34 protein-coding genes are annotated in these 25,926 nt (G+C 29.9%); all 34 read right to left on the reverse strand.

Annotated features, from left to right (window positions below):
- Window positions 1-28: 28 nt before the first annotated feature.
- The 34 genes from A3M9_RS0105090 to A3M9_RS0105260 all read right to left on the reverse strand — a co-directional run bounded on the left by A3M9_RS0105090 (window position 29) and on the right by A3M9_RS0105260 (window position 25,923).
- The gene (locus tag A3M9_RS0105090; protein ID WP_035165893.1) at window positions 29-559 is read right to left on the reverse strand and encodes an NUDIX hydrolase; all 531 of its coding nucleotides are present in this window, start codon (window positions 557-559) and stop codon (window positions 29-31) included.
- Between the two features lie 45 nt (window positions 560-604).
- The gene (gene spo0A / locus A3M9_RS0105095; RefSeq protein WP_027308263.1) at window positions 605-1,411 is read right to left on the reverse strand and encodes a sporulation transcription factor Spo0A; all 807 of its coding nucleotides are present in this window, start codon (window positions 1,409-1,411) and stop codon (window positions 605-607) included.
- 128 nt (window positions 1,412-1,539) lie between these two features.
- Window positions 1,540-2,754: a SpoIVB peptidase gene (spoIVB, locus tag A3M9_RS0105100; RefSeq protein ID WP_027308264.1), complete on the reverse strand. Its 1,215-nt coding sequence runs from the start codon at window positions 2,752-2,754 to the stop codon at window positions 1,540-1,542.
- A 533-nt stretch (window positions 2,755-3,287) separates the two neighbouring features.
- Window positions 3,288-4,982, reverse strand: a complete 1,695-nt coding sequence (gene recN / locus A3M9_RS0105105) for a DNA repair protein RecN (RefSeq protein ID WP_027308265.1) — start codon at window positions 4,980-4,982, stop codon at window positions 3,288-3,290.
- Window positions 4,983-4,993: 11 nt separating this feature from the next.
- Window positions 4,994-5,446, reverse strand: a complete 453-nt coding sequence (locus A3M9_RS0105110) for an arginine repressor (protein WP_027308266.1) — start codon at window positions 5,444-5,446, stop codon at window positions 4,994-4,996.
- A gap of 20 nt (window positions 5,447-5,466) precedes the next feature.
- Window positions 5,467-6,318 (reverse strand): NAD(+)/NADH kinase, encoded by an 852-nt coding sequence (locus A3M9_RS0105115; RefSeq protein WP_027308267.1) that lies wholly within the window; start codon window positions 6,316-6,318, stop codon window positions 5,467-5,469.
- A gap of 46 nt (window positions 6,319-6,364) precedes the next feature.
- Window positions 6,365-7,174, reverse strand: a complete 810-nt coding sequence (locus tag A3M9_RS0105120) for a TlyA family RNA methyltransferase (RefSeq protein ID WP_027308268.1) — start codon at window positions 7,172-7,174, stop codon at window positions 6,365-6,367.
- A 12-nt stretch (window positions 7,175-7,186) separates the two neighbouring features.
- Window positions 7,187-9,046, reverse strand: a complete 1,860-nt coding sequence (gene dxs, locus A3M9_RS0105125; protein WP_027308269.1) for a 1-deoxy-D-xylulose-5-phosphate synthase — start codon at window positions 9,044-9,046, stop codon at window positions 7,187-7,189.
- A gap of 9 nt (window positions 9,047-9,055) precedes the next feature.
- Window positions 9,056-9,637 (reverse strand): hypothetical protein, encoded by a 582-nt coding sequence (locus A3M9_RS0105130; RefSeq protein ID WP_027308270.1) that lies wholly within the window; start codon window positions 9,635-9,637, stop codon window positions 9,056-9,058.
- A 678-nt stretch (window positions 9,638-10,315) separates the two neighbouring features.
- Window positions 10,316-11,191, reverse strand: a complete 876-nt coding sequence (locus tag A3M9_RS0105140) for a polyprenyl synthetase family protein (RefSeq protein WP_027308271.1) — start codon at window positions 11,189-11,191, stop codon at window positions 10,316-10,318.
- Window positions 11,181-11,438: an exodeoxyribonuclease VII small subunit gene (gene xseB, locus A3M9_RS0105145; protein WP_027308272.1), complete on the reverse strand. Its 258-nt coding sequence runs from the start codon at window positions 11,436-11,438 to the stop codon at window positions 11,181-11,183. The genes A3M9_RS0105140 and xseB overlap by 11 nt, the downstream gene beginning before the upstream one ends.
- The gene (gene xseA / locus A3M9_RS0105150; RefSeq protein ID WP_035165898.1) at window positions 11,426-12,643 is read right to left on the reverse strand and encodes an exodeoxyribonuclease VII large subunit; all 1,218 of its coding nucleotides are present in this window, start codon (window positions 12,641-12,643) and stop codon (window positions 11,426-11,428) included. Before xseA ends, xseB begins: the two co-directional genes overlap by 13 nt.
- Window positions 12,633-13,571 (reverse strand): hypothetical protein, encoded by a 939-nt coding sequence (locus A3M9_RS0105155; RefSeq protein WP_027308274.1) that lies wholly within the window; start codon window positions 13,569-13,571, stop codon window positions 12,633-12,635. Before A3M9_RS0105155 ends, xseA begins: the two co-directional genes overlap by 11 nt.
- On the reverse strand, window positions 13,564-13,977 hold the full coding sequence (gene nusB, locus A3M9_RS0105160) for a transcription antitermination factor NusB (protein ID WP_027308275.1): 414 nt from the start codon (window positions 13,975-13,977) through the stop codon (window positions 13,564-13,566). The genes A3M9_RS0105155 and nusB overlap by 8 nt, the downstream gene beginning before the upstream one ends.
- 13 nt (window positions 13,978-13,990) lie before the next feature.
- Window positions 13,991-14,215, reverse strand: coding sequence for a DUF2273 domain-containing protein (locus A3M9_RS0105165; protein WP_027308276.1), 225 nt, complete (start codon window positions 14,213-14,215; stop codon window positions 13,991-13,993).
- A gap of 15 nt (window positions 14,216-14,230) precedes the next feature.
- Window positions 14,231-14,749, reverse strand: a complete 519-nt coding sequence (gene amaP / locus A3M9_RS0105170) for an alkaline shock response membrane anchor protein AmaP (RefSeq protein WP_027308277.1) — start codon at window positions 14,747-14,749, stop codon at window positions 14,231-14,233.
- A 75-nt stretch (window positions 14,750-14,824) separates the two neighbouring features.
- Window positions 14,825-15,217, reverse strand: a complete 393-nt coding sequence (locus A3M9_RS0105175; protein ID WP_027308278.1) for an Asp23/Gls24 family envelope stress response protein — start codon at window positions 15,215-15,217, stop codon at window positions 14,825-14,827.
- A gap of 143 nt (window positions 15,218-15,360) precedes the next feature.
- A complete protein-coding gene (locus tag A3M9_RS0105180; RefSeq protein WP_027308279.1) occupies window positions 15,361-15,858 on the reverse strand; it encodes a SpoIIIAH-like family protein in 498 nt (165 codons plus the stop codon).
- 62 nt (window positions 15,859-15,920) lie between these two features.
- A complete protein-coding gene (gene spoIIIAG / locus A3M9_RS0105185; protein ID WP_027308280.1) occupies window positions 15,921-16,514 on the reverse strand; it encodes a stage III sporulation protein AG in 594 nt (197 codons plus the stop codon).
- Window positions 16,515-16,523: 9 nt separating this feature from the next.
- Complete coding sequence (spoIIIAF, locus tag A3M9_RS0105190) at window positions 16,524-17,102, reverse strand: stage III sporulation protein AF (protein WP_027308281.1); 579 nt, start codon at window positions 17,100-17,102, stop codon at window positions 16,524-16,526.
- Window positions 17,103-17,107: 5 nt separating this feature from the next.
- A complete protein-coding gene (gene spoIIIAE / locus A3M9_RS0105195; RefSeq protein WP_027308282.1) occupies window positions 17,108-18,259 on the reverse strand; it encodes a stage III sporulation protein AE in 1,152 nt (383 codons plus the stop codon).
- Between the two features lie 9 nt (window positions 18,260-18,268).
- A complete protein-coding gene (gene spoIIIAD, locus A3M9_RS0105200; protein ID WP_027308283.1) occupies window positions 18,269-18,655 on the reverse strand; it encodes a stage III sporulation protein AD in 387 nt (128 codons plus the stop codon).
- 11 nt (window positions 18,656-18,666) lie between these two features.
- Window positions 18,667-18,867: a SpoIIIAC/SpoIIIAD family protein gene (locus A3M9_RS0105205; protein ID WP_027308284.1), complete on the reverse strand. Its 201-nt coding sequence runs from the start codon at window positions 18,865-18,867 to the stop codon at window positions 18,667-18,669.
- Between the two features lie 14 nt (window positions 18,868-18,881).
- A complete protein-coding gene (gene spoIIIAB, locus A3M9_RS0105210) occupies window positions 18,882-19,400 on the reverse strand; it encodes a stage III sporulation protein SpoIIIAB (RefSeq protein ID WP_027308285.1) in 519 nt (172 codons plus the stop codon).
- Between the two features lie 14 nt (window positions 19,401-19,414).
- Window positions 19,415-20,374, reverse strand: coding sequence for a stage III sporulation protein AA (gene spoIIIAA, locus A3M9_RS0105215; protein WP_027308286.1), 960 nt, complete (start codon window positions 20,372-20,374; stop codon window positions 19,415-19,417).
- Window positions 20,375-20,559: 185 nt separating this feature from the next.
- Window positions 20,560-21,015 (reverse strand): CD1247 N-terminal domain-containing protein, encoded by a 456-nt coding sequence (locus A3M9_RS0105220; protein ID WP_027308287.1) that lies wholly within the window; start codon window positions 21,013-21,015, stop codon window positions 20,560-20,562.
- Between the two features lie 64 nt (window positions 21,016-21,079).
- Window positions 21,080-21,637: an elongation factor P gene (efp, locus tag A3M9_RS0105225; protein WP_027308288.1), complete on the reverse strand. Its 558-nt coding sequence runs from the start codon at window positions 21,635-21,637 to the stop codon at window positions 21,080-21,082.
- Window positions 21,638-21,686: 49 nt separating this feature from the next.
- Window positions 21,687-22,757 carry a Xaa-Pro peptidase family protein gene (locus A3M9_RS0105230; protein WP_027308289.1) on the reverse strand — a complete coding sequence of 357 codons (1,071 nt, stop codon included), beginning with the start codon at window positions 22,755-22,757 and terminating at the stop codon, window positions 21,687-21,689.
- On the reverse strand, window positions 22,750-23,193 hold the full coding sequence (gene aroQ, locus A3M9_RS0105235) for a type II 3-dehydroquinate dehydratase (RefSeq protein ID WP_027308290.1): 444 nt from the start codon (window positions 23,191-23,193) through the stop codon (window positions 22,750-22,752). The genes A3M9_RS0105230 and aroQ overlap by 8 nt, the downstream gene beginning before the upstream one ends.
- A 42-nt stretch (window positions 23,194-23,235) precedes the next feature.
- Entirely contained in the window at window positions 23,236-24,123 is an 888-nt protein-coding gene (locus tag A3M9_RS0105240) for a TIM barrel protein (protein ID WP_027308291.1), read from the reverse strand.
- Between the two features lie 21 nt (window positions 24,124-24,144).
- On the reverse strand, window positions 24,145-24,633 hold the full coding sequence (locus A3M9_RS0105245; protein ID WP_027308292.1) for a shikimate kinase: 489 nt from the start codon (window positions 24,631-24,633) through the stop codon (window positions 24,145-24,147).
- A 105-nt stretch (window positions 24,634-24,738) separates the two neighbouring features.
- A complete protein-coding gene (locus A3M9_RS0105250) occupies window positions 24,739-25,095 on the reverse strand; it encodes a hypothetical protein (RefSeq protein ID WP_027308293.1) in 357 nt (118 codons plus the stop codon).
- On the reverse strand, window positions 25,085-25,513 hold the full coding sequence (locus A3M9_RS0105255) for a PilW family protein (RefSeq protein ID WP_027308294.1): 429 nt from the start codon (window positions 25,511-25,513) through the stop codon (window positions 25,085-25,087). The genes A3M9_RS0105250 and A3M9_RS0105255 overlap by 11 nt, the downstream gene beginning before the upstream one ends.
- A gap of 11 nt (window positions 25,514-25,524) precedes the next feature.
- Entirely contained in the window at window positions 25,525-25,923 is a 399-nt protein-coding gene (locus A3M9_RS0105260; RefSeq protein ID WP_159431461.1) for a type II secretion system protein, read from the reverse strand.
- Between the last annotated feature and the right edge of the window lie 3 nt (window positions 25,924-25,926).

A 25,926-nucleotide genomic window follows, 5' to 3' on the forward strand; every position in this document is an offset into this window, starting at 1 on the left:
TATATGAGGAGGCTTTTTAAAATATTCTTTACTTATGTATAAAATCGTTTAACATTAATATTCCCACTATTGATTTTGCATCCTTTATAGTACCGTCTAATATCATTTTTTTTGCTTCTAAAATAGGTACCTTAATTAATTCTAAATATTCATCTTCATCAAAATTAGTTTTAGTTTTCACCATTTTATCGCAAAAATAAATATATAATTTTTCTGTACAGAATCCTGGAGATGTATAAATTGAAGTCATCAGCTTCATATCTAAAGCCTTATAGCCAGTTTCTTCTTCTAATTCTCTATATGCACAACTTAAAGGTTCTTCACCCATTTCCAGCTTTCCAGCTGGTATTTCGTATATTATCTCATCAAAGGGTCTTCTATATTGTCTAACAAGAAATACATTTCCATCCTCAACTGCTACAATTCCCACTCCGCCATTATGTTCAACTATTTCTCGTGTGGATATTCTATTCGAATAAGTCTCAACTTCATCAATTCTTAGATTAATTACTTTTCCTTTAAACAAATAATTACTTTTTAGTGTCTTTTCTTTAAACATATAATCACTCCTTTTAAAAAAAATAATCCATTTAAATGGATTATTTTAACCTAATTTTTGTTTTAATCTTAATTTATCTGCAATCATAGCTATAAATTCACTATTAGTTGGTTTGCCCTTATCATTGTGAATAGTATAGCCAAATATTTTATTTATAGTTTCTACTTGTCCTCTTGCCCATGCAACTTCTATAGCGTGTCTTATAGCCCTTTCTACTCGACTTGGAGTAGTATTATATTTTCTTGCTATTGATGGATAAAGTTCCTTTGTTATTGCACTTAAAAGTTCAATATCATTAACAACCATTTGAATAGCATCTCTTAGATACATATATCCCTTTATATGTGCTGGAACACCAATTTCATGTATTATATTTGTTATTTCCGCTTCTAAATTATTGGGATTGTTTAACTTATTTATTGTTGGTTCAGATCTTACAAATGTTACTTTTTTACTTGTTTCAACAGCACCTTGATTAAACATCTGTCTTATTCTTTTTGAGAATATCTCCATATCAAATGGCTTAACTACATAATATTCAGCCCCTAAATTTATTGCTCTTTGAGTTATTTTGTCCTGTCCCACAGCTGACAAAACTATTACCTTCGGAATCTTTGTATCTTCAAATGCGTTAATTTTTTCTAATACCCCAAGACCATCTAAATGGGGCATTATTATGTCTAATACTAATACATCAGGGTTAGTTTTTTGAACTAAATCAACTGCTTCATTACCGTCCTTTGCTACTCCTAAAACCTCAAAATCCTCTTGAGTGCTAAGATATTCGTTAAGTATTGTTGAAAATTCCTTATTATCATCTGCAATGACAATTTTTATTTTTTCACCATTCATAATTTGACCTCCCCTACCCGCCTAATCCTAATTAATTTCATAATAAAACTATTCGACAAATACATTTAATTTCCTTCTAAGAAAATAAATTTTTTTAATGAAGAAGCTGCATTTTGCAGCTTTCTTCATTAAAAACCATCATCTAACTCATTATACATCCATTCAGCAAAAATTGCATACCCCATATCAGGTCTATTGACAAATACGTGAGTTACAGCACCTACCAATTTGTCATCCTGTATAATTGGACTTCCACTCATTCCTTGAACAATTCCACCTGTCTTTTCAATTAAATTCTTATCGATAATTCTTATTACCATACTTTTTGAATTTGGTGAACTTTGTTTATTGATTTTTTCTATATTAATATTGTATTCTTTGACATCATCATCTACTTCCACTAAAATTTTTGCAGGTCCCTCTTTAATTTCATTTTGACTTGCAATAGTATATTCCTTTGAATTTGATTTTACAAAATCATTTAAATTTTTTATACTACCATATATTCCACATAATGTGTTCTTGGTCAAATTACCTATTTCATCATCCTCACTAAAGGCACCTCTTAGTTCACCAGGCTTTCCCTTTTCACCCTTTGTTATATCAATAACTTTTGCCTTGTATATACTTCCTTCTCTAACAGTTAGTAACTGCCCTGTATCAATATCATTTATTGGGTGACCTAAAGCTGCAAATTTTTTTAGTTTTGGATCAACAAACGTTAAAGTTCCTATACCAGATGTTGAATCCCTAACCCACATTCCAAGCTTATATTGATTGTTTTTATTGAGTACCGGATTTATTGTTGTATCTATATATTTATCCCTCCGTTTTAATTTTAAGTTTAGAGCATTTCCATTCGATTTTGATATTTCTTCCGATAAATCTTTAATATATTTAATTCTTTTTCCGTTAATTTCTACAATCATATCACCTATTTGAACATTTGATACAACAGCTGGACTTTGCTTTTTCCCACTATTTGTTTCAATATCTGAAAAACCAACAACCAATACACCTTCAGTATAAAGTTTAACTCCTATTGAATGACCACCTGCATAAACCTTCCTATCCTTATTAAAATTTATAGTTACTTCTTTTATGGGAACTAACCCAAATAGTTTAACATAACCTTTTACACTGTTTTTGTTTTGAGAACTCACTAAATCTATGTCACTTGTGGTAAGTTTAATGATATTGCTTTTTGTTAGTTTTATATAATTTACATCTTTAGTAACGTTAATTGAAGAAGGTATTTGATTAATATAACTTATAAAAAATGTTAAAAATATTAATATAGTAAACAGCATAAATTTTGCTGATTTTTTTGCTTTGGTTTTCATTTTATCACTCCTCTGCCATTCTTTATAACTCCACCTTCCTTTCTTTAATTTTAAGTTAACCTTTTTTATGTCTACATATACTATAATATAGAATGAAACTTATACATCATAAACTTTATTTGTAAGGTTATGTTTAAATAAAAAACTATTACATTTTAAAATATAAAAATTACAAAATTGACTTTTACATTTTTTGTATAACAAAAAGGACTTAATAATTAAGTCCTATCAGATTGTTGACAAACTTAATTGTTAACTAAAGTATGAAAAAGCCCCATGAAAGGATTTCAATAGGCTCTTTCATGAGCTTTAGCAATTCTTAGGTTTTCGACTTTGAAAAAGTCCGTAATTCGGCACAGGACGTGCCGAGCCGAGCGGCCATCAGGACGATGGCATCGCGAGGGTAGGACTTTTTCAAACAAAGAAAAGCTTAGAATTGCTTAGCAAAATGAACGAATGCCCAAGAAATCCTTCATGGGGCTAATCAATATATAACTTTTTGAACAGGCTGAGGACTTAATAATTAAGTCCTATTAATGTCTTATTTGATTTTTAAGTTGCTCTGCTAATAATAAAATTTCTTTTGCATTAGTTTTAGTAAGCTCTGTCACTATTGCTCCACCAAGCATTCTTGCAATCTCATCTATTCTATCTTGATTTTGTAGGTCACTTACTAATGTAATAGTTTTGTTATCAATTACAATTTTTTGTATTTTAAAATGCTTGTCTCCCATTGATGCAATTTGCGGAAGATGTGTTACACAAAGTATTTGATGTTTCTTTGAGATAAGTACCATTTTTTCTGCCACACTCTGTGCTGTTCTTCCACTAATACCTGTATCTATTTCATCAAAGATTAATATAGGAATACTATCAACATCAGCAACAACACTTTTTATTGCTAACATAATTCTTGATATTTCTCCACCAGATGCAACTTTATGTAAAGGTTTTAAAGGTTCACCAATATTTGATGATATAAGAAATCTCACTTCATCTTTTCCATTATTATCAAATTTATCCTTTTCTGTAATATCAACTTCAAAAACTGCTTTTTCCATTCCTAAGTACTTCAATTCTGCCTCTATTTTTTCCTTTAATTTAATACCAGTCTCTTTCCTTATATTAGTTATTTTATATGCTACTAAGTTTAGCTCATTTAATATATTTTCGTATTCCTTTTTTAGTTCTTCTAATTTTTCGTCGCTCTTTTCTAATTCTTCCAACTCAATACTAATATTATTATAATAATTTAAAATTTCTTTAATATCCTTACCATACTTTCTCTTTAGCTTATTAATTAGATCCAATCTATTTTCTATTTCATTTAACTCTTCATCATTATATTCAATTTTATCTTTATATTCTCTTATTGATTCAATTGCATCTTCTAATTTATAATAAACTTCTTCTATAGCCATCTTTATTGTATTCAATTTGTCATCATATTGAGATATCTGTTCTAAGCTAACCATAGCTGAACCTATAGAATCAAATGCACTCTCATAATCATCACTGCTATAAATCTTCTGATAGGCTAAATTTAAACAGGAGAATATTTTTTCTGCATTTTTTAGTATATCCCTTCTTTGAATTAACTCTTCTTCTTCTCCTTCTTTTAGCTGTGCATCATTTATTTCTTGAACCTGAAATTTTAATAAATCTATTTTTCTAAGCCTTAATTGTTCATCCTGAGTCAGTCTATCTATTTCCTTCTCTATTGATTTTAACTTTTCAAATAATTCTCTATAACCTATTTTTATACTTTTAAAAGCATCTCCACAAAATGAATCTAAAATATCAATATGCTTTGCTTCGTCTAATAGAGATTGATGTTCGTGTTGCCCGTGTATATCTATTAAATATTTACTTATTTCTCTTATAAAAGATAAGCTTGTTGTTCTACCATTAACTCTTAATATACTCTTATTATTTTGATTAATTTCCCTTGCAAGTATCAAATAATCATCATTGTCTATTCCGTTTTCCCTCAATAAATAGTTAATCTTATCATTCTTTATTTCAAAAATACCCTCTACATAAGCATAATCACAACCTGTACGAATTATCTCTCTATTAAACTTTTCACCAACTAAAAAACTTACAGAATCTATTAAGATTGACTTTCCTGCCCCTGTTTCTCCAGTTAAAACATTAAATCCTCCAGAAAAATCAAGTTCTAATTCATCAATCAATGCAAAGTTTTTTATCCTCAGTTTTAGAAGCATATTATGCCTCCTTATTCGTTTATTAATCTTCTAAATTTAGCAACTAATTCTTCTGCCTTCTCATTAGACCTTGCCATAACAAAAATAGTATTGTCTCCTGCAATAGTACCTACTATTCCATCCCATCTTAATGTGTCAATTGCCTCAGCTGCTGCTGATGCTGAACCAGATAAAGTTTTTAAAACTATCATATTATTTACATAGTCTATAGTTAAAACTGTTTGTGAAAATATGCTGACTAATTTTTCTGTTAGATAATTATCCCCTTGTGCCATAGAGGCATACTTGTACTTACCATCTTTAGTCAATACCTTTATTAACTTTAGTTCCTTAATATCCCTTGAAACTGTAGCTTGAGTTACATCCATTCCAATTTTACGTAACTCATCAACAAGCTCCTCCTGGGTTTCAATTTCCTTATTGTTTATTATTTCAAGAATTTTTGCGTGTCTTGAAATCTTCATAAATTCCCCTCTCTTCCCGCTTATCTATCTTTTAGTTTGTTTCTTAATATATCATAAAAAGATCTATTATTAGTTTTTATTAGCCTCAATGAATTTTGTGCTTTATTTATGTGAATCCTATCTTCTGGTAACAATTCACAACCTTCTTGACCATCGGCTGTTAAATATACCTTCCCATTTTGTGATGCATCAACTTCAATTATAATCTCATCATCATCTGGAACAACAATCGTTCTTGATTTTAATGAATGAGGACATATTGGTGTAATTAGCATTAAATTCATTGTTGGACTTACAATTGGGCCACCAGCTGAAAGGGAATATGCAGTTGAACCAGTTGGTGTTGATATAAGCAATCCATCTGCATTATATTTATCAATTAAATTATGTCCAATAAATGCCGTTAGCTTTACAAGCTTTAACATATATCCTCTTGTTATACACACATCATTTAGTGCATAATAGGTTTTTAGTTTATACTTTTCTCTATAAATATCTGCTTTTAGCATCATTCTTTCTTCAATCTTATAGTTTCCATTTTTTATATTTTCAAGTGAATTTAATATATCTTTAAGTTCAACTTCTGTAATAAATCCTAAATTTCCAAGATTCACACCTAAAATTGGGGTATTATATCTTATCAAGTCCCTTGCAACGCCTAATATTGTTCCATCTCCACCTAAAACAATAATAAAGTCCGAATTACTGTACATTAAATCCTTATCCACTATATTAAGGTTGTTGTTGTATATGTTTAAATCATATTCTATGTAAACTATAAAACCATTATTCAATAACCACTTGATTATATCTTTTGTGAATTTAAAACCCTCATCCTTTTCTCTATTAACAAAAATCCCAACCTTTAACATAATTCACTCCCTAATAAAAAATTCTACACAACATCCTTTTTTCCTTCTACGCATTTAATGATTTATGAGCTTCTTCTACAACATCTTGTATCATTTTATCATATATTTGTGCTAAATCCTGTTTATTTATCAAATAGGCTAAATATTCTATATTCCCTTCTGGGCCCTTTATAGGTGAAAAAGTCAATCCTTTTAAAGAATAACCTATAGAAATTGCAAACTCAAGTACTGATTTTATAACTTCAATATGAACCTCTTTATCTCTCACAACACCTTTTTTGCCTACCTTTTCTCTTCCAGCTTCAAACTGCGGCTTTATGAGGCATACGACTTCAGCCTCCTCCTTTGAAAGTTCTTTAACTACTGGCAAAACAAGTTTTAATGATATAAAGGATACATCTATTGAAGTAAAATCTATGGGTTCTCCAATATCTTCCTTAGTTACATATCTTATGTTGGTTCTTTCCATACAAACTACTCTCTTATCATTTCTTAGTTCCCAAGCCATTTGTCCATATCCAACGTCTATTGCAAACACTTTAGATGCACCATTTTTTAACATACAATCTGTAAAACCACCTGTTGATGCTCCAACATCCATTGCAACTTTATCATTTAAACTAATATTAAAGGATTTTATTGCCTTTTCAAGCTTTAACCCACCTCTACTTACATAGGGAATTGCTTGTCCTTTTACTTCTATTTCAGAGTCAACATTAACCTTTTCGCCTGGTTTATCCACTCTTTGATTATTTACAAAGACAAGGCCAGCCATAATATTCTTTCTTGCCTTTTCTCTTGAATCAAAAAAGCCTTTTTCAACTAACAAAACATCAATTCTTTCCTTATCCGCCATCTTTCTCTCCTCTTAATCAATGTTTTTTATTATTGTATTATATATTCCATCTGGATCTAAACCATATTTTTTATAAAGTATATCAACACTACCGTGTGGTATGAATTCATCAGGAAAAGCAATATTTACAACCTTTCCTTTATAATTTTTGCTTATTAAATATTCATTAATGGCAGAACCAAAACCGCCATATAAGACATTATCCTCAACTGTAAATATATGATCTGATCTTTCTATTAGATTATCTAACATTGTTTTGTCTAATGGCTTTATAAATCTACAATTTATAAGTTCAACATCTATTCCTCTACCTTTTAATCTTACTGCTGCCTTCATTGAATGTTGAACCATTTTGCCAACTGCAAGAATTGTAACTTTGTTACCTATTAATAATCTTTCCCATTTACCAAGATTTATATCATCATATTTATCAAACTTTATATCTAAATCTCCACCTCTTGGATACCTAATAGCTATTGGATTATTTTGTTTAAAACACCAGCGTAGCATATACCTAAACTCAACTAAATCCTTTGGTGATAGTATAGTTAAATTTGGTATCAATCTAAGGTAAGATAAATCAAATACTCCTTGATGAGTCTCTCCATCTTCACCAACTATTCCTGCCCTATCAATAGATAAAATTACTGGAAGCCTTTGTATACAAATATCGTGTATAACTTGATCAAAGGCTCTTTGTAAAAATGTAGAATATACAGCAAATACTGGTTTAAAACCTTCCTTAGCAAGACCAGCTGCCATAGTAGCTGCATGCTGTTCTGCAATACCGACATCGTAAAATCTCTCAGGAAACTTTTCTGAAAATTCTGTCAGACCTGTACCATCTGGCATTGCAGCTGTTATAGCAATTATTTTGTTATTATCTTCTGCTTCCCTAACTATTTCTTCTCCGAAAACCTTTGAATAGGTTTCCTTCCTCTTAGCTATTCTTTCCCCTGTCTCTATTTCAAAGGCATCAACACCGTGAAAAATCTCTGGATTTTCTTCAGCATAGCAGTATCCTCTTCCCTTTTTTGTTATAGTATGAATAATTACAGGTCCCTTTATTGTCTGTGCTCTTTTTAATACATCAGTTAAAACCTCAATGTTATGTCCATCTATTGGACCTAAGTATTTAAATCCTAATTCTTCAAATAACATTCCTTGTACTACAAGATGCTTTAATCCATCCTTAAACTTCTCAGCTGATTTATATAAATTATTACCAACTGCCGGTATCTTTTTTAACATTTGTTCTATTTCATCTCTAAAATTTATATAGGCAGGGGCTGTTCTTATCTTACTTAAATAACAAGATAAACTACCCACATTTTGTGATATGGACATCTCATTATCATTTAATATAACAATTAAATTAGTTTTTGAACTTCCTGCATCATTTAAAGCCTCAAAGGCCATACCACCAGTTAAAGCACCATCACCTATAACAGCAATAACATTATGTTTTTCACCCTTTAAATCCCTTGCCCTTGCCATTCCAAGAGCTGCTGATATAGAAGTACTACTATGCCCAGTAACAAAATGGTCATAACTACTCTCTGTGGGCTTTGGAAATCCACTTATACCTTCATATTTTCTAAGTGTATAAAATTTATCTTTTCTTCCAGTTAGTATTTTATGTATATAAGTTTGATGCCCTACATCCCAAACTATTCTATCCTTTTCAAAATTAAAAACATAAAATAAAGCCAATGTTAGCTCAATAACACCTAAATTTGATGCTAAATGGCCACCTGTTTTTGATACAGTATCTATTAAAAATTCCCTCAATTCTCCTGATAATAAATTCAATTCATTAATTGAAAGATTCTTTATATCATTTGGTTTATTTATTTTTTCTAAATACCTCATACTTTCACCCTATTTTCTATTTAATCTAATTGTTTCTATAATCCATGCCGTTTTAAACACTATGTTGTTGCTTTGTGTCATTGCAAAATTTTTACCTATTGCCTTTCCTCCGACAGTAAGCGAAGCAATAGTAGCACTCACAATTAGTGATAAAACTGTTTGATTGTTGCTAATACCTTTAGATATTAATTTTGATATAATAATTGCTCCTGCAGCACCACTTACAACTCCACAAATATCACCTATAACATCATTACAGAAATTAGATACCTTATCAGCATTTCTAATTAGTTTTACGGCTGTTTTAGCACCTATTACTTTTCTTGAGGCAAGAGAATGAAATGGTGCTTCTTCTGCTGCAGTTACAGCCACACCTATTATATCAAAAATAATACCTATAAGTATAATCGATACTAATACGAAAAATGCAAAAAAAATTCCCACACCACTAAGTAGAGAATTTGATACAAAACTTATACTTGCTGATATTATAAATGTCCATATTATAATTAAAACTATCCATTTAATATTTGCATTTTTATCACTCGTTTTCTTTTTATGTAGTTTGATTTTTTTATTTGTCTTACCCATTTATACCACCTTTTATGTACTCGGGTGGTAGCAATTGAGGTTAAGTTTGCGGCTTAGGTCCAGCAGGATTTCCCGTTTTTGGACCAAAACGTCGCCATTTTGGCGGTTTCCCTTTAACCAAAAACCCATACCGTTGCCGTATATGGGGCTGGATTACCACTTAGTCCACACTGCAATCCCTCAATTGCCTCCTTATTGGAACAGTCTAGGAGTTTTCCTCAACAGCATCATCCATTCCTAGCCTCTTTTGCAAATGTGGTTTCCTGTAGCAATAACTTAATAGTGAGGGCCCTTCACCATTAAGCCTGATCTACCCTCCACCACACTCGCTCAAGGCAGGCTACACTGCACGCAGCTTCAACCACGATGCAGGTTTAATCCCTAATCATAGAACCTCGTGATTCCACAATTTAGGGTCTCCGCGGGGGTAGGGTCGATTACGCATGCCATTGCGGTCGCCCCATCCCCCTTACTCCCAGTACCAACCCACTACTGGGCGTAGCGAGCCAGCACAAGGAACTTCATCGATGTGCCCTTTGGCGGATTTTTAGCCCCGCCTTCAGAATGGATTAAGCTGACTAGAATACTGCACCACCCTAAGCAGAATGTTATTGTAACATAATTATATCATACATACAATATAATTTTTTATACAAGTTTGGAATTAGATAATATAATTTAATTATCTCTAAATAGAAGATATTCTGTTAACTTTGATAAAAATCCACTTTTATCAATATCATTTGCAATTTTTATTGCTATTTTAGAATGTTCTTGTGCTCGCTTTTTAGCCTCATCAATACCTAAAATAGTAACATAAGTTGCTTTATTAGCTTCTTTATCCTTCCCTACAGTTTTGCCAAGTTTCTTTTCGTCACCTATGAAATCTAATATATCATCAACTATTTGAAAGGCTATTCCCAGGTGTCTACTAAAATCTCTTATAATTTTAACACTTTCTTCTCTATTTGAAATATACGCTGCAGCTACACAAGCTGCTTCTATTATTGCACCTGTTTTTAATCTATGCATATTATAAAGCTCTTCTAATTTTAACTGTTTATTTTCACTTTTAATATCAATTGCTTGACCAGCAACCATACCTCTTGAACCAGATGCCTTAACTATCTCTTTAACAGCCTTTACATATAATGGATTATTGTTTTCTTCAAGCTTTTCTGAAAGAACCTCAAAGGCAAAGTTCAATAAGGCATCCCCAGCAAGAATAGCAATTGCTTCTCCATAAACTTTATGATTAGTTAGTTTTCCTCTTCTAAAATCATCATTATCCATCGCTGGCAAATCATCGTGAATTAAAGAATATGTATGAATAAACTCAATTGCACATCCAAAATCTAAGGCATCCTTTAAATCTCCACCTAAAGCCTCTGTTATTGAAAGTGTTAAAATAGGTCTTATTCTTTTACCTCCTGCATCAACACTATATTTCATCGGTTCGTATATTACATTTGGTATATTAGCACTATCCAAAAGTTCAGATAATCTTACATTAACCATTTGTTGTCTTTCTTTTAGTTGTTGATTAAAAAGCATCATTTTCCACCTCAACGGTAAAATTATCTTCGACTAATTCCTGTTTTTCACCCTTTAAAAGTACATTAATTTTTCTTTCCGCCTCATCTAACTTTTTATTGCAAAGATTTGCAAGTTCCATACCTTCTTTGAACTTAACAATTGTATCCTCTAAACTCAAATCCTTATCCTCTATTTCATAAACTATTTCCTCAAGCCTCTTTATTGCTTCTTCAAAGGTTAACCCATCCTTTTTTACTCTTGCCATATTTTTACCTCCGATTTTTCCTTTATAATACAATCTAATTTTCCATCTTCAAAATATACCTCTATTATATCATTTTTTTCTACCTGCTCTATACTTTTTATTAACTTTTCATTCTTTACAACCGCAGCAAATCCTCTACTTATTGACTTCAATGGACTTAAACCATCTAACTTTTGTACTGTTAGCATTAGATTGTGCTTTTTCTTTATTAATGTGTTATTTGTGCTATTGATTAATTTGTCCCTTAAATTATCTAAATACTGATAATGCACATTGATTTTATTTTGTGGTGAGTTTAGCTTTATTTTGGAAGACAGATTTTCAATTAAAATCTTATCCCTTTTAATTCTATTATTAACGCTGTTATATAGATTTGTTTTTAAACTTGTTATTTTGTATAATAGCTCTGAATATGAAGGAACCACTATTTCTGCTGCATGTGAAGGAGTTGAAGCTCTTATATCTGCTACAAAATCGGCTATTGTAAAATCTGTCTCGTGTCCTACAGCTGAAACAATTGGTATTTTACTTTTATAGATTGCTCTTGCTACAATTTCCTCATTAAATGCCCAAAGTTCCTCAATAGAGCCTCCACCTCTACCAATAATTATGACATCAATATCATCCCTATCATTAAAATATTCTATTGCCTCTACAATTGTTTCAGCAGCACCTTCCCCCTGTACCTTTACAGGATACAAGAGTATATTTACGTTATAAAATCTACGACTTGCAACATTAATAATATCTCTTATAACTGCACCTGTACTTGATGTTGCAACTCCTATTCTTCTTGGTAAAAGGGGAAGTTTCTTTTTATGTTTTTCATCAAATAAACCTTCCTGCTCCAATTTCTTCTTTAACTCTTCGTATGCTAAGTATAGATCTCCCAATCCATCTTTTTTAATATCCGTGCAATATAGCTGATAAACTCCATCTCTTTCGTATACAGATACATATCCTCTTGCTAAAACCTTCATACCATCTTCCAATTTAATCTTTAAATAAGAGTTATACCCCTTAAACATTACACATTTTATTTTACTATCATTGTCCTTTAAAGTAAAATACATATGACCTGAACTATGATGCTTAAAATTCGATATTTCGCCCTTTACAATTATATTAGATAGTTGAATATTGTTTTCGATTATATCCTTAATATATAAATTAAGTTCTGTTACAGTTAAAGCATTATTGTTCATTCTTATCTCTCCTATTTTGATTTAACCTTTTATATCCTATTAAAGCGACACCAACAGCATTGTCTAATGAATATTCTGGTTTTGATATATATACTCTCCCTTTATATCTTTCATTTAAGTAACTACTAATAAATTTACTTGAAGCAACTCCTCCAAACAATAATACTTTTTTATCATACTTTACAACAATATTATTTATTAATTTATCCAATGTCTTAACAACGCATTTCATCGTAGATAGAGCTATTTCATCCTTAGGATAACCCTTTTCTAAAAATCCTATGGCCTTTGTTTCTTGTCCTGACAAATTAAAATAAAACCCATCTACCTTAGACGGAATAACTAATTCAGTTTTAGAAGTATTTATGGCTAAATCATCTATATATTTACCTGCAGGAAAATCAAATCCCAAAGCTACTCCTACTCTATCAATAAATTGTCCAATACTTATATCCTTTGTACCTCCAATAAGTTCTATGGAAGGATTAGTGTTATCTTTGTAAAGTAATATTTCAGAGGTTCCCCCTGAAATGTGAATAGCAATAAATTCTTCTTCATTAAACCCAATTGAAAACTTTGCAGATTCTATATGCCCTTCCTGATGCGTTGTTTCATAATATGGAATTTTTAGCACACTTGAAATTGATTTTGCTATAGATTCACCCGCCTTAAATACAGGCATATATGAATTGTAGTAGGGTCTTGGTCTTGTGCTAACACATACTGCATCTATTTTTGAAACTTTATTATCATTAAGCAAATCTGGAATATTTTTTATGTGCTGAAAAAGGGCTTCTGATTGTCTCAAGCCCCTTTTTCCATTTTCTACATATAAAATTTTTCGCCTATCGCAAACTACTTTATTGTCCTCAACTATACATATAGAGGTTGTATAATTACTTGTATCTATTCCAAGTACTCTACTCATTTTTTAGCTCCTTAATAATATTTCCTAATATACCATTTATAAAGGATGGTGAATTGTCTCCACCGTATTTTTTTGCTAATTCAATCGCTTCATCGATTGCTGCAGCATTAGGTACATCTTCTCTATAAAGCATTTCATAAAGTGCAAGTCTCATTATTGCTAAATCTACCTTAGCAATTCTATTTATTTTCCAACCCTTTGAATATTTTTCTATGTACTCATCTAATAATTGTCTATTCTTATCTACTCCCTTAACACAATCTTCAATGTATTCTAACTGGTCCTGTAAATTATTATACTCATCTAATTCATTAATTTTATTAAATGTTTCAACAGCGGACTCCTTAGTTAGCTCCATCTGAAATACTAATTTCATAGCCATTTCTCTTGCTGCTTTTCTACTCATATGCATTCCTCCATTACTTCCATTCGTTTGGTATTATTTTCTCTATTGTTTCTAATATGTTTTCTTTATTATCAATCTTATTGCCAATATAATAACCTAAAAGAACACAAAATACAATAAACACAGTTTTAAAAAAACCTATTAATAAAACAAGAATTGAAAATGCTAAACCTATAGCTACCCCCAAAATTTTCCCCTTATTTTCTACTAAAAATTTAATGAATGCTTCCCTATTCATATTTAAATCGCTCCTTTAACGAAGCCTCGTAGTTGTTGATAAATTTTCAACAACCACTTTAACTTCCTCAACAGGTATTTCGACTAAAGCCTCAACCTTTTCCTTTACAAGTTTTTGAACTTCTATTACTGTTTGAGGTATATTAAGCTCTGGTAGAATAACTCCCTTTATCATTATGCTTATTTTATCACCCTGTGGTTTCACAAATACCTTTATTTCTTTAAATCCCCTTATTTGATATACAGCTTTATATACAATCGATTTAATTGTTTCAAAGGTAATTGTGATTTCACCTTCTGTTGTATATTTTATTAAATGAAAATTGTTTTTATTAGATTTTATAAGCCCTGCTAAAATAACTAAATTTATTAATATTAATACACTAATCACAAGTATAGTATATATAGAATTATAATTTTTGTCTAATATGTTTATAAAATAACTATAGTCATATACTCCTACTGAAATTGAAAACAAAAAAAACAAAATGGCAGTTACTATTAATATGTAAATACTTCCTAATAGTTTATTCATTTGCTCACCCCTATTTCATATTTGAAGCTCATACAATGCCTGTCTATATCGCATTTATATGAGCCTCTCACATTCTTATTTATTTTTCTTTTCCTCTTCTTTATTTTCTTTTGTGATATTAATTCCCTGAATATGAATATTAACATCTAAAACCTTTAATCCAGTCATAGTCTCTACTGATCTTTTAACATTTTGTTGTACTTCAAATGCAATATCAGGTATTCTAACACCATATTCTATTATCAAATTCAAATCAATTACAACTTCTCCTTCTTCATTAATTTGAACTTTAATACCCTTATTTGATGACTTTACACCAAATTTTTCAACAAACTCCTCTGTAAAGCCACCATACATTCCAACTACACCTTTAACCTCTGTTGCTGCAATCGATGCTATAATACTAACCACTTCAGGTGCTATAACAACTTCTCCTATTCCATTTGTATAAATTGTATTCTCACCCATTAAATCCACCTCCAATTTTTCAAAAAGTAATAATTTTCGGGCTAAAAGCCCGAATATATAAAATCTAAATATTTACAAATTACTTCAAATATTAGTGTACAACTAATATTAAATAAAATCAATAGTTTTATTTACAAATTTTATTATTTTTGATTTTTAATAATTATTTTTGTTGGTGATATACTTGTTGTTCTAACTACATCATCCATAAGTTGTGCTGCCTGCTCACTGGTTAAGTCCTCTGCACTCTTTACACAAAGTTCAACGCCATTTTCATTGATAAAACATACAGCGTCCTCAAAACCTCTCTGCTTTGCTAATTGTTCAACTCTTGCTTGCTTATCTGCCCAATCTGCCAGTAATATTAATTTAGCTTGGGCTTGTGCTATTGCTTCCTTAGTAGAATTCTTGTTATTGATGATATTCTCAAGTTCCTGCTTATGAATACTTAATTGATTATCTCTTCCACTTCTTGCTTCAACAAAATAGTTCGAATTGCTCTTTGAAGTTTGAGTTGTTTTGTCCTTTAGATTTGAAACACCCTTTGATTGATCATTAAACTTCTTTGCATACCAAGCAGAGCAGGTAATAAGTACTACCAACACAGCGATTATTGCAGTTTGTTTTCTAAATTGTTCCATTTAACTCCCCCCAAAATATTATTTCTAAATAATTTATATGTAACTATTAAAACTTATATTCTCTATTTTTTCATTGCTTCAACGGTAACTTTATTGGCAGGTAAATTCAAGACTGTTTTAACTGCATTTTTAATTGTCTCCTTAACTATAGGATTTTCAGCACCCTCTGCTACAACTATAACGCCTCCAATTGATGGATTTACTTGTTTTAAAATAAATGGTTTTTGTGAACTTCCTTCATTCATCATAACCACATTTATACTTTTGTTATTTTCATTAGTTGTTCTTGTTCCACCCTGACTATCCTTTTCCTGTATAGTTCTGTTATTTTCATTTATGTTATAAGCAGGCTGCGATTCGGTACTTCCTTCAAAATATACCATAACATTGACTCTGCCTACACCCTTAATTTGTGATAATATATCAATAAGCTCTCTTTTTATCTTATCTTCATAACTTGTGCTTAAATTAACTTCTACATTTTTGCTATTTGTTTGTTCTGCATCTTCGTTATTATTGTTATTTCTTCTATAGTTTGAAGATAAAATATTTGCTGCCAACATAATTAAAATACCTATTAAACATACTATCAAACAATTAATCATATACTTTTTTATATTTTCTCCATTTAACTTAAAATTAAATTTAAAACCCATACTCATCCCTCACTTTACAAAAACTATATTTTCTTCAGAAATTCTATATGATTTTGTAATGTAGTTAACAATATCCTTGTCTTTATTATCATATAAATTATTCGAGTTGTTGTTTCCTATTACAACCTTATCAACTGGTCTTATATCAGAAGAATAGTCCTTTTTTAATTCAATATATTTTATACTTCCAAAATCATCCGAACCAATTTTTGTATTAACATCAATTCTTTTTACCGTTATTTTTTTACCTGTATTTTTAAATACATCTTTTTCGATATTCTCCTTAAGCTTTTCTTTAAATTCATTTATAGTTACTTCCTGCATTCTATTTTGAAGAGAAACTGCATTTTCATTATTGTTTAAAATTGGCTCGTACTTTTTTTCGTATAATGATATACTTGATTCCAAATTAAAACTTTTATCAAACAATTTAAACACAGGCATAAGTATGTTAAGAATAACTATTACTCCAATTACAAATTTTGAATATTTCTTCATTGAATTCTCAGGAAGTATCAATTCAGCAAGTGTTAAAAATATAATCAAAGTAACTATTGTAGTTATCCAACCCTTTAAAAAATTAATCATCTGCATCACCCTACCGTAATTAAAAGTCTACCTGTTGAAGCGATTATAGTTATAATTATAAAAAACATAATCGCAACGGATAAAATACTTGAAAACAAAATGGTAATTGCTCCACCAACCGATGATAAGCAATCAATTATCTTTCCATCTACAATAGGCTCCATAATAGCACCAACAAATTTAAAAATAAAAGCCAGTATTATAAGTTTTATAAGTGGAAAAATACATATACTCAACATAACAGCGAGACCAACAACACTTATTGCATCCTTTAAAATCATTGAGTAACCTGCTACTGTGGTTACTGCATCAGATAAGGATTTACCTACTATTGGTATAAAGCTATCTACCATAAATTTAGTTGTCTTTAATGTTACTTGATCAATTGATGCAGATGTGCTACTTCTAATAGTTATAAAGGCAACAAAAATTGTCATAATAAATCCTAATACCCAAAGAGTAGTCTGTTCAAGCAACTTTATTAACTTTGATATCTTTATATCATCACTTAAATTGTTTACTATATTCAAAACAACAATTAAAAAGGTTAAAGGTAATATAAAATCTTTAATTATATCGCTAAAAAGTTTACTTATGAACATAATCGCTGGATCAAGCATTGTTGCAGTAGCAAAACCACCAACTGATGCAACTAATATCATTAAAGATGGCATAAGGGAATTAACAAAATTTATCATCTGCTCTATCGTATCTCTACTTAAAGCAACAATTAACGTAAAAGACTTAATTATTATTACAACTATAAGTAAATAGCAGGCATAAAAAGCTATATTAGATACTGATGTACTTGAAAAAGAGGATTGTAAATTCTTCAAAAGAGCACAAAACACACCTAAAAAAAGAAGTTCAATCATCAGTCTTGAATTTGCCAGAATCTCTTTAAAAATATACTTTTTGGAACCATCTAAAAGATTTTTAATTACACCTTTTAATGAGTGCGTATTTTTATATTCTTCCACAAGTTCACTAAAACTAAAATTAGGTATATAATCACTTCTCTGCTGTATTATTTTTGCTGTCTCTTCTATCTGTTGAAGATCAACATTAGGACTATCTATACTTTTACCTAAAGCCAAAGGTTTAATAGGTATACACATATATATAATTAAAAAAATTAATATGTATTTATATTTCATTTTCATCACCTACGGTAATAATTTTAGCACCATCTCCATTACTGCCATTATAATTGGTATTGCCATAACTAAAATTAATATTTTCCCCGCAAATTCAATTTTTGATGCCAACGAGGATTGTCCAATATCTTTGCATATTTCAATACCAAAGGAGGCAATATAAGAAATAGCTATTATTTTGAATACAATGTTAACGTATGTATAATCAATATTTGCCTTTAATGCAATTTCCTGCATAGCTTGAATTACAACAGTAAATTTAGTTAGCATCATAAAGAAAATTACTATTCCAAATAATATACTTACCTGTATAGCAATTTCCTTTTTTTCCTTGCTCAATAGAGTAAGTATTACAGCCAATATTAAAGCCATAAGAACAATTTGAACAATCTCCATCTAATCACCCTCTATAAATGAAACATCGCAACTAAACTCTTGAATAGATTTGACATATAAGAAACTGTCATAATTAAAATCATTATTAAACCAATTATTGAAACTAAAGTTGAAATTTCTTTTTTATCTACACTTTCTAATACCTTATCTAAGATAGCTAATATAATACCAAATACAGCTATTTTTAAAATTTCAATTAAATCAAGCTGCATACCCTAATTCCTCCTTACACTAAAATAATAACAATCAAGAGTCCTCCTAAAACACCTAAGTATTTATAGAGTTTTTCATTTTTTTCTTTTGTTACTTCTGCCTCCTTTTCAATCCCTTCAAGCTTTTTTAAAACAATATTAAAGTTTTTCTTATGGCCCTCAAAGTCACTGCTCCCAAGCCCCTGTATAAATGTATTTAATATTTCTACATCTTCCTTCTCTAAATATAAATTCTGTTTACATTCACTGAAGGCTAAATTAAAACATTCGCCTATTGATTCTAATTTTTTTTCCTTTAAATAGTTGGACATCTTACTAAAAAGCTCCTTAAAAGGTGAAGAACAGTTTTTTGAAACATTATTAAGTGCCACCCACAAGGGATTAGAGGAATACAGTATTTCACTTGATAAACTATTTATGCAAAACTGAAGTTCTCTAATCTGACGAACCCTTTCCTTATAGCCGAAGGAATAAAGATATCCCATAGCTGAAGTAGATAAAATAATCATCAAACCACCTAAAATCTTAAGCATATTATCATCCCCCTTTAGTTTATTTTTATAATATTTTCTATAGTACCTGGCCCATTTCTATTACTTAAAAAAACAACAACATCTATACATTCATTTTCAAACAATAATTTTATTCCTCTTCGTTTTAATACATCATCCAAATCTTTGCCGTGTACTGTAGATATTACCTTAACTCCTGTATTTATTGCATCCATAATTGCTTCTGCATCCTTTATACTTCCTATTTCATCAACTGCAATAACATCTGGAGACATTGTTCTTACTGCCATCATTAAACCATCAACCTTTGGGCATCCATCCAATACATCAGTCCTAATACCCACATCATTTTGTGGTACCCCTAAATAGCAGGATGCAATTTCACTTCTTTCATCAACAACAGTAACCTTTTTCCCTGATAACTCAATTTCCTTTATACCATTGCTCAATAGTCTTACTAAATCCCTAAGGATTGTTGTTTTTCCGCATCCAGGTGGCGAAACAATAAGAGTATGTTTTATACCATCTTTATATATAGATTTTGCTAAATTTAGTGCACAGCCCTTAACTTCCTTTGCAATTCTTATATTTAGGCAGGATATATTTTTTATTGTCTTGATTTTTCCACCTTCACTTACAACTTTCCCAGCAATACCAACACGATGTCCACCTTTTAATGTTAAAAAACCCTGTTTTATATCCTCCTCCATTGTATAAAGCGAATAATCACACATTAATAAATATGTTTTTTCTATATCATCTTTAGTAACTATAAGACCATTTTCACTTTTTATTTCACCCTTTTCATCTAAAAAAAAACCTTGATTATTTTTATATAACATTAGAGGTTTATTTGCTCTAAGCCTTATTTCCTCAATTTCATAAAAACCAAAATTCTTCATTTTAATTATTGGTTCCCTAATTCTTTCTGTTAGTATTGGAAATATATCCTTTTTAAACGTTTGTATAACTTTTTCCTTTTCATATGTATTCATCTACCCTCCCCCTTTCTTAATACAAATTATATTTTTAATTAAAGTTATTTATTACAAAAAAATGAGGGAGTCTTTCCCTCATTAAAATATGCAAAAAAATTAAACTAATAATAAAAAAGCTCTATGATGGATTTTAAAGCATTCCATCATAGAGCTAAAATGAATACATATGTTTTATAAGTTTTTCATTCTTTATCGCAATTACATTCTTCTGAATCACAATGGCAGTGTTCAACAAAATATATTGGCTTATCACAGTTTGGACAAACTATTTCTCCATCTTCATCATCATCTTCAAACATATCTTTATCTAAATAAACCTTTTCGTGGCAATTAGGACATTCTACTTCCACAAAACCATTTTCATCAAAATCATCATAATCTTCAAAATCTTCATCATAATCGTCATCATCATAGTCTTCGAATATTTCGTCCTCAACATCAGCCAAATCTTGATCGATTGCATCTACATATTCGTCTAATTCATTTTGATTTTCCTCAAGCATTTCAATTGATTCTGCTATATCATCTAAAACATCAATAATAGCAATAAGTAGCCTGCCTTCCTTTGTTTCGTGAGTTATTCCCAGACCATCTGATAATCCCTTTAGATATGCAACCCTTTCCTTAATATTTTGCATAATTTTTCCTCCTTCATATATTAATTAACAGTGGCCGAAGCCACTGTTCTATTATTAGTATGCATTATACTCTTGACATATATTCACCAGTTCTTGTATCTATTCTAATTATATCACCTTGGTTTATAAATAGAGGTACCATAAATGTTGCACCAGTTTCAACTGTTGCAGGCTTCATAGCATTAGTTGCAGTATCTCCTCTAACTCCTGGCTCTGTTTCAACAACTTCAAGTTCAACAAATGTTGGTGGTTCTACTGAGAACGCTTCACCCTTATAGAACTTGATTATTGCATTCATATTTTCCTTTAGATACTTAATTGCATCTTCAACCTTTTCGTAGTTAAGTGGTACTTGGTCATAAGTTTGAGTATCCATAAAATAATATAGAGTACCATCATTGTATAGGTATTGCATTTCCTTTCTTTCAATTACTGCTTCTGGGAACTTTTCTGTTGGGCTGAAGGATTTTTCTATAACTGCTCCAGTAACAACATTCTTAAGTTTTGTTCTAACAAAAGCAGCACCCTTTCCTGGCTTTACGTGCATAAATTCAATAACAGTATAAACTTGTCCATCCATCTCAAAAGTTGAACCTTTTTTGAAATCTCCTGCTGTAATCATTGTATATAATCCCTCCATAGTAAATTTATAGTTAATTTTTAATTATAAACTACAGTTCAATAAGATGCTTTGGTGATTTTGAAAGAACTCTATATCCATCTTCAGTAACAAGAACTAATTCCTCAATTCTTACTCCTCCAAAGCCAGGTATATATATACCTGGTTCATCTGTTATAACCATACCTGTTTCTAAATTAAACTTACTTCTAAAATTAACATATGGTAATTCGTGAACTTCTCTTCCAACTCCATGTCCTAATCCATGACCAAATCTTTCACCATATCCTCTTTCTACTATAATGTCTCTTGCAATTTTGTCAAGGTCAAAACAACTTATTCCAGGCTTTACAGCCTTAAGTGCAGCTTCATTTGCCTCTAATACTGTATTATATATTTCTTTTTGCTTTTCATTTGCTTTACCAACAACAATTGTTCTTGTCATATCTGAACAATAACCTTTATATACACATCCAAAATCCAGAGTTACAAATTCTCCTTCATTTATTATTTTTTCTGAAGCTGTACCGTGAGGCAATGATGACCTATTACCTGATGCTACTATAGTTGGAAATGATAAAGCTGAAGCTCCCATTCTTTTCATAAAAAATTCTAATTCCAACGCAACCTCAATTTCAGAAACACCAGGTCTTATATAATTTAAGATGTGTTCAAATGCTTTATCTGCTATACTTGCTGCTGTTTCTATTAATTTTATTTCTTCTTCATCTTTAATCATTCTTATCTTTTCTATAGTTTGTTCAAGTTTTACTATTTCTACTCCTTCAAGTTTTTCCTTATATGTAATATAATCGGCAAATGACATTCTGTCTTCTTCTACACCTAATCTCTTTATATTGTGTTTATCTGATAGCATTTTTATAAAATCATAAATTGGTGGCTTATATTCTAAAACTTCAAAACCAGCTACTTCATTTTGTGCCTGTTCAGTATATCTTGAATCTGTTATAAAATATGCCTTTTCCTTTGTAATAAATAAGAAACTATCATCTCCAGTAAAACCACTTAGATAATTTCTATTTTCATCCTTATAAACTAAAGCTGCATCAATATTTAATTCATTAAACTTGCTTAAAAATTTTTGTAATCTCTTTTCACTCATTTTTGTTACCCCCTATATCTTTTATTGCCATTAAGGCAATTTTATAACCTACTTCTCCTAAGCCAGTTATTACACCAATACAGGCTGGTGCAGTAACGGATTTGTGTCTAAATTCATCTCTTGCATATATATTGGTAAGATGTACTTCTATTGTTGGCTTATTTATTGACCTAATACAATCATATAAAGCATAGCTATAGTGGGTATATGCACCTAAGTTTATTATTAATCCATCAGCATCTTTATAATTATTATGTATAAAGTTAATCAACTCACCTTCTATATTACTCTGATAGATTTCAACTTGTATATTTAATTCCTCTGCATTTTTCTTTATATAAGAACACAGCTCTTCATAACTTAAATTACCATATATTTCTTTTTCTCTAACACCTAATAAATTTAAATTAGGACCATTTACAACCAATACCTTCATAATATCACCCTTAACATACAATAACAATAGTATTTTAGCAGATTATTGCTCAGATTGCAAACTATAGTTTAATTTAGTAAGATATTCTATATATATTTTTTTCATCTTAAGTGAATCTTCAGCCATATTTTCTCTTGATTCACATATAATTCTTGGTGATATTTTCCTTTTTACAAGAAGTTCTGCTAATGGTTCAAATTCTGGTCCATATTGTGTATCATTAAATGTCCAATGCTTTTTTTCTCCTGCCTCCGTAAACTCTATTCTGCTAAAATGGCAGTGTAGATTATCTAACCTATATCTACCTAATGCATTTTCAATTCTGTTGAAAATAAATTCGTAATCTTCAATTGAATTAATAGCACCTCTGCCTAATGCATGAATATGTCCAAAATCTATTGTAGGAATTAATGTCTCATCTATCTGGCATATCTCTAAAATTTCATCTAATGTACCTAATTGATTTTTCTTTCCCATAGTTTCAGGGCATATAAAAATTTTACCGTATAGGTTTAATTCCTTAAGCATAATTAATGATTTTTTTATAGCTACAACTAAATTTTCAAAGGCCTGTTTTCTTAAGATTTTACCTACTGAACCAGGATGCAAAACTACACGATCAGCCCTCATTTTATCAGCAAGTATTAAGGTTTTTCTTAAATATTCTTGGGATTTATCCTGCATTTCAACATCAGAACTCCCAAAATTTATATAGTATGGACTGTGTATAGAAAGAAGTATATTGTTTTCAAAGGCAGCATTACCAATCTTTTCAGCTGTTTCAAATCCTATGTTGATTCCTCGTCCAAAGGAATACTCATAAGCATCAAGTCCCTTTTCCTTTAACCATTTTGGCATATCTACTGAAGATTTATACCCTTCATCATAAAAACCTTTTGAGTTACCAGATGGTCCAAATTTTGCTGTCATATTATCCTCCCTTTAAATGCTTTAAATATATGTTTTGCATATTTCTAATATTTTATCAATTGTTTCTTCTAAATTATAATTTTCAACTTCATAATCACAATAATTTTTATATAGACTTATTCTTTGCTCATAAAGTTCATACAGTTTATTTTTGTCTTTTATAATCGGTCTACCCTCCAAACTCAATGTATTACTTATATCTTCTATATTTCTATTTATAAATATAATTACACCATTCTTTTTAAGATTTAATATATTATTATAATTTAAAACTACTCCTCCTCCAGTTGATATGACACATCTGTCCTTTTTTGATAGTATTTCAATTATTTTTGATTCCTTTTGCCTAAAATAAGCTTCTCCTTTATGGAACATCTCCTCTATGCTTTCTCCATAAGTATCAATTAAAACTTTATCTGAATCAAAAAAAGGTATGCCTAACCTTTGTGCCAAAATATTACCCAATGTTGTTTTTCCACATCCTGGCATACCTATCAATACAATATTCATAAAGCATCACCTTTATTATATAATTAATTTATCTTGAGTAAATCTATAAATATTGAAATAAAAATCAATATATAAACTTAATGTTTTAATAAAATTAACTTAAGATTATTTATAACTTATTTCTTTATAAATGGATTTTATGTATGTACCACATCTACCTTTTACAGATATAGTATACTTTTTCTCATATTTTTTATTTTTAAAAACCACCTCAACACTGTTATTATTATCAAAATTTAAGACAACTGTTCTATCTTTTGCTATTTCTCCTTCCACTTTAATTATATTCCTATAAACATAAAGCAACCCCGCTTCAGCATTGTTGTAGGCTTGTTCTGATAAAAGTGTACTATTTTGAATTATATTAGAACTCATCAAAATCGATGTAGTCATAAATACTAATGTAATAAGCAAGAATGCAATAAGTATATAATATGTTGCTACACTACCTCTACTTTTCATATGCTTCACCTATAAAGCAAGTGTACTTATTATTTAAACTTGTTGTTATAGTTATCTTATATAATTTTTCTGACTTTTTCTCAACCAAAACATAATCTATTTGAGGCACTATTTGTTGCGAATCTACATTAAATCTTAAAATTCCATTTTTTATATATAAAATACCTCCATCGGATGTCTTAAAAATCTCCAATCTATTTTTATTCATCGAATTTATTAGCTGTATTTTGTCAGTCCTTATTTTATCAGAAATAAAATCTAATGCAATAGTAGCATTTATTATATCTGAGTTATCTTTACCTACCTTTTTGTTTATACCAATAGTAAAGCTATAAAAATCCAATGAAATAAACACTATAATTAAAAATATAAAAAGAGCTACAATAGATTCAATTAATGTAAATCCTTTTTTCTTCATCAATAAATCACCTATTTATAACTTGATAATTTTAAAGAATCTCCATTTACCCTATCCTTAACCTCAACACTTAATTGATAAAGATTAGTATCAAGATATTTAAACTGAAGAATAACAATAAATCTTTCACTATTATCCTTGTTTAAACTAAATATATTTTGGTCAATTGTATCTAAAAGTTCATAAGAAGAATTTAAATATATATTGCATTTTAAATCATCATAATAAGTATTACTCTTTTTATACATCTCACAAAGGGACATCGCAATTAAATACATATTATTGTTATCTCTATTTTTACTATATAAAATTATATTGCTCATATTTATTTCTGCTATAACTGGGATTAAAATAGCAATTGACATTAATACACATACAACTTCTATTAGAGTAAAACCCTTTTTTTTCAAACT

Source organism: Caloramator sp. ALD01 (assembly GCF_000472625.1).
GTDB classification, from domain to species: Bacteria; Bacillota; Clostridia; order Clostridiales; family Caloramatoraceae; genus Thermobrachium; species Thermobrachium proteoclasticum.

Bases quoted from the DNA above. Each gene is read 5' to 3' on its own strand.
- A3M9_RS0105090 (WP_035165893.1), bottom strand. From the start codon at position 559: ATGTTTAAAGAAAAGACACTAAAAAGTAATTATTTGTTTAAAGGAAAA.
- spo0A (WP_027308263.1), bottom strand. From the start codon at position 1,411: ATGAATGGTGAAAAAATAAAAATTGTCATTGCAGATGATAATAAGGAA.
- spoIVB (WP_027308264.1), bottom strand. From the start codon at position 2,754: ATGAAAACCAAAGCAAAAAAATCAGCAAAATTTATGCTGTTTACTATA.
- recN (WP_027308265.1), bottom strand. From the start codon at position 4,982: ATGCTTCTAAAACTGAGGATAAAAAACTTTGCATTGATTGATGAATTA.
- A3M9_RS0105110 (WP_027308266.1), bottom strand. From the start codon at position 5,446: ATGAAGATTTCAAGACACGCAAAAATTCTTGAAATAATAAACAATAAG.
- A3M9_RS0105115 (WP_027308267.1), bottom strand. From the start codon at position 6,318: ATGTTAAAGGTTGGGATTTTTGTTAATAGAGAAAAGGATGAGGGTTTT.
- A3M9_RS0105120 (WP_027308268.1), bottom strand. From the start codon at position 7,174: ATGGCGGATAAGGAAAGAATTGATGTTTTGTTAGTTGAAAAAGGCTTT.
- dxs (WP_027308269.1), bottom strand. From the start codon at position 9,046: ATGAGGTATTTAGAAAAAATAAATAAACCAAATGATATAAAGAATCTT.
- A3M9_RS0105130 (WP_027308270.1), bottom strand. From the start codon at position 9,637: ATGGGTAAGACAAATAAAAAAATCAAACTACATAAAAAGAAAACGAGT.
- A3M9_RS0105140 (WP_027308271.1), bottom strand. From the start codon at position 11,191: ATGCTTTTTAATCAACAACTAAAAGAAAGACAACAAATGGTTAATGTA.
- xseB (WP_027308272.1), bottom strand. From the start codon at position 11,438: ATGGCAAGAGTAAAAAAGGATGGGTTAACCTTTGAAGAAGCAATAAAG.
- xseA (WP_035165898.1), bottom strand. From the start codon at position 12,643: ATGAACAATAATGCTTTAACTGTAACAGAACTTAATTTATATATTAAG.
- A3M9_RS0105155 (WP_027308274.1), bottom strand. From the start codon at position 13,571: ATGAGTAGAGTACTTGGAATAGATACAAGTAATTATACAACCTCTATA.
- nusB (WP_027308275.1), bottom strand. From the start codon at position 13,977: ATGAGTAGAAAAGCAGCAAGAGAAATGGCTATGAAATTAGTATTTCAG.
- A3M9_RS0105165 (WP_027308276.1), bottom strand. From the start codon at position 14,215: ATGAATAGGGAAGCATTCATTAAATTTTTAGTAGAAAATAAGGGGAAA.
- amaP (WP_027308277.1), bottom strand. From the start codon at position 14,749: ATGAATAAACTATTAGGAAGTATTTACATATTAATAGTAACTGCCATT.
- A3M9_RS0105175 (WP_027308278.1), bottom strand. From the start codon at position 15,217: ATGGGTGAGAATACAATTTATACAAATGGAATAGGAGAAGTTGTTATA.
- A3M9_RS0105180 (WP_027308279.1), bottom strand. From the start codon at position 15,858: ATGGAACAATTTAGAAAACAAACTGCAATAATCGCTGTGTTGGTAGTA.
- spoIIIAG (WP_027308280.1), bottom strand. From the start codon at position 16,514: ATGGGTTTTAAATTTAATTTTAAGTTAAATGGAGAAAATATAAAAAAG.
- spoIIIAF (WP_027308281.1), bottom strand. From the start codon at position 17,102: ATGATTAATTTTTTAAAGGGTTGGATAACTACAATAGTTACTTTGATT.
- spoIIIAE (WP_027308282.1), bottom strand. From the start codon at position 18,259: ATGAAATATAAATACATATTAATTTTTTTAATTATATATATGTGTATA.
- spoIIIAD (WP_027308283.1), bottom strand. From the start codon at position 18,655: ATGGAGATTGTTCAAATTGTTCTTATGGCTTTAATATTGGCTGTAATA.
- A3M9_RS0105205 (WP_027308284.1), bottom strand. From the start codon at position 18,867: ATGCAGCTTGATTTAATTGAAATTTTAAAAATAGCTGTATTTGGTATT.
- spoIIIAB (WP_027308285.1), bottom strand. From the start codon at position 19,400: ATGCTTAAGATTTTAGGTGGTTTGATGATTATTTTATCTACTTCAGCT.
- spoIIIAA (WP_027308286.1), bottom strand. From the start codon at position 20,374: ATGAATACATATGAAAAGGAAAAAGTTATACAAACGTTTAAAAAGGAT.
- A3M9_RS0105220 (WP_027308287.1), bottom strand. From the start codon at position 21,015: ATGCAAAATATTAAGGAAAGGGTTGCATATCTAAAGGGATTATCAGAT.
- efp (WP_027308288.1), bottom strand. From the start codon at position 21,637: ATGATTACAGCAGGAGATTTCAAAAAAGGTTCAACTTTTGAGATGGAT.
- A3M9_RS0105230 (WP_027308289.1), bottom strand. From the start codon at position 22,757: ATGAGTGAAAAGAGATTACAAAAATTTTTAAGCAAGTTTAATGAATTA.
- aroQ (WP_027308290.1), bottom strand. From the start codon at position 23,193: ATGAAGGTATTGGTTGTAAATGGTCCTAATTTAAATTTATTAGGTGTT.
- A3M9_RS0105240 (WP_027308291.1), bottom strand. From the start codon at position 24,123: ATGACAGCAAAATTTGGACCATCTGGTAACTCAAAAGGTTTTTATGAT.
- A3M9_RS0105245 (WP_027308292.1), bottom strand. From the start codon at position 24,633: ATGAATATTGTATTGATAGGTATGCCAGGATGTGGAAAAACAACATTG.
- A3M9_RS0105250 (WP_027308293.1), bottom strand. From the start codon at position 25,095: ATGAAAAGTAGAGGTAGTGTAGCAACATATTATATACTTATTGCATTC.
- A3M9_RS0105255 (WP_027308294.1), bottom strand. From the start codon at position 25,513: ATGAAGAAAAAAGGATTTACATTAATTGAATCTATTGTAGCTCTTTTT.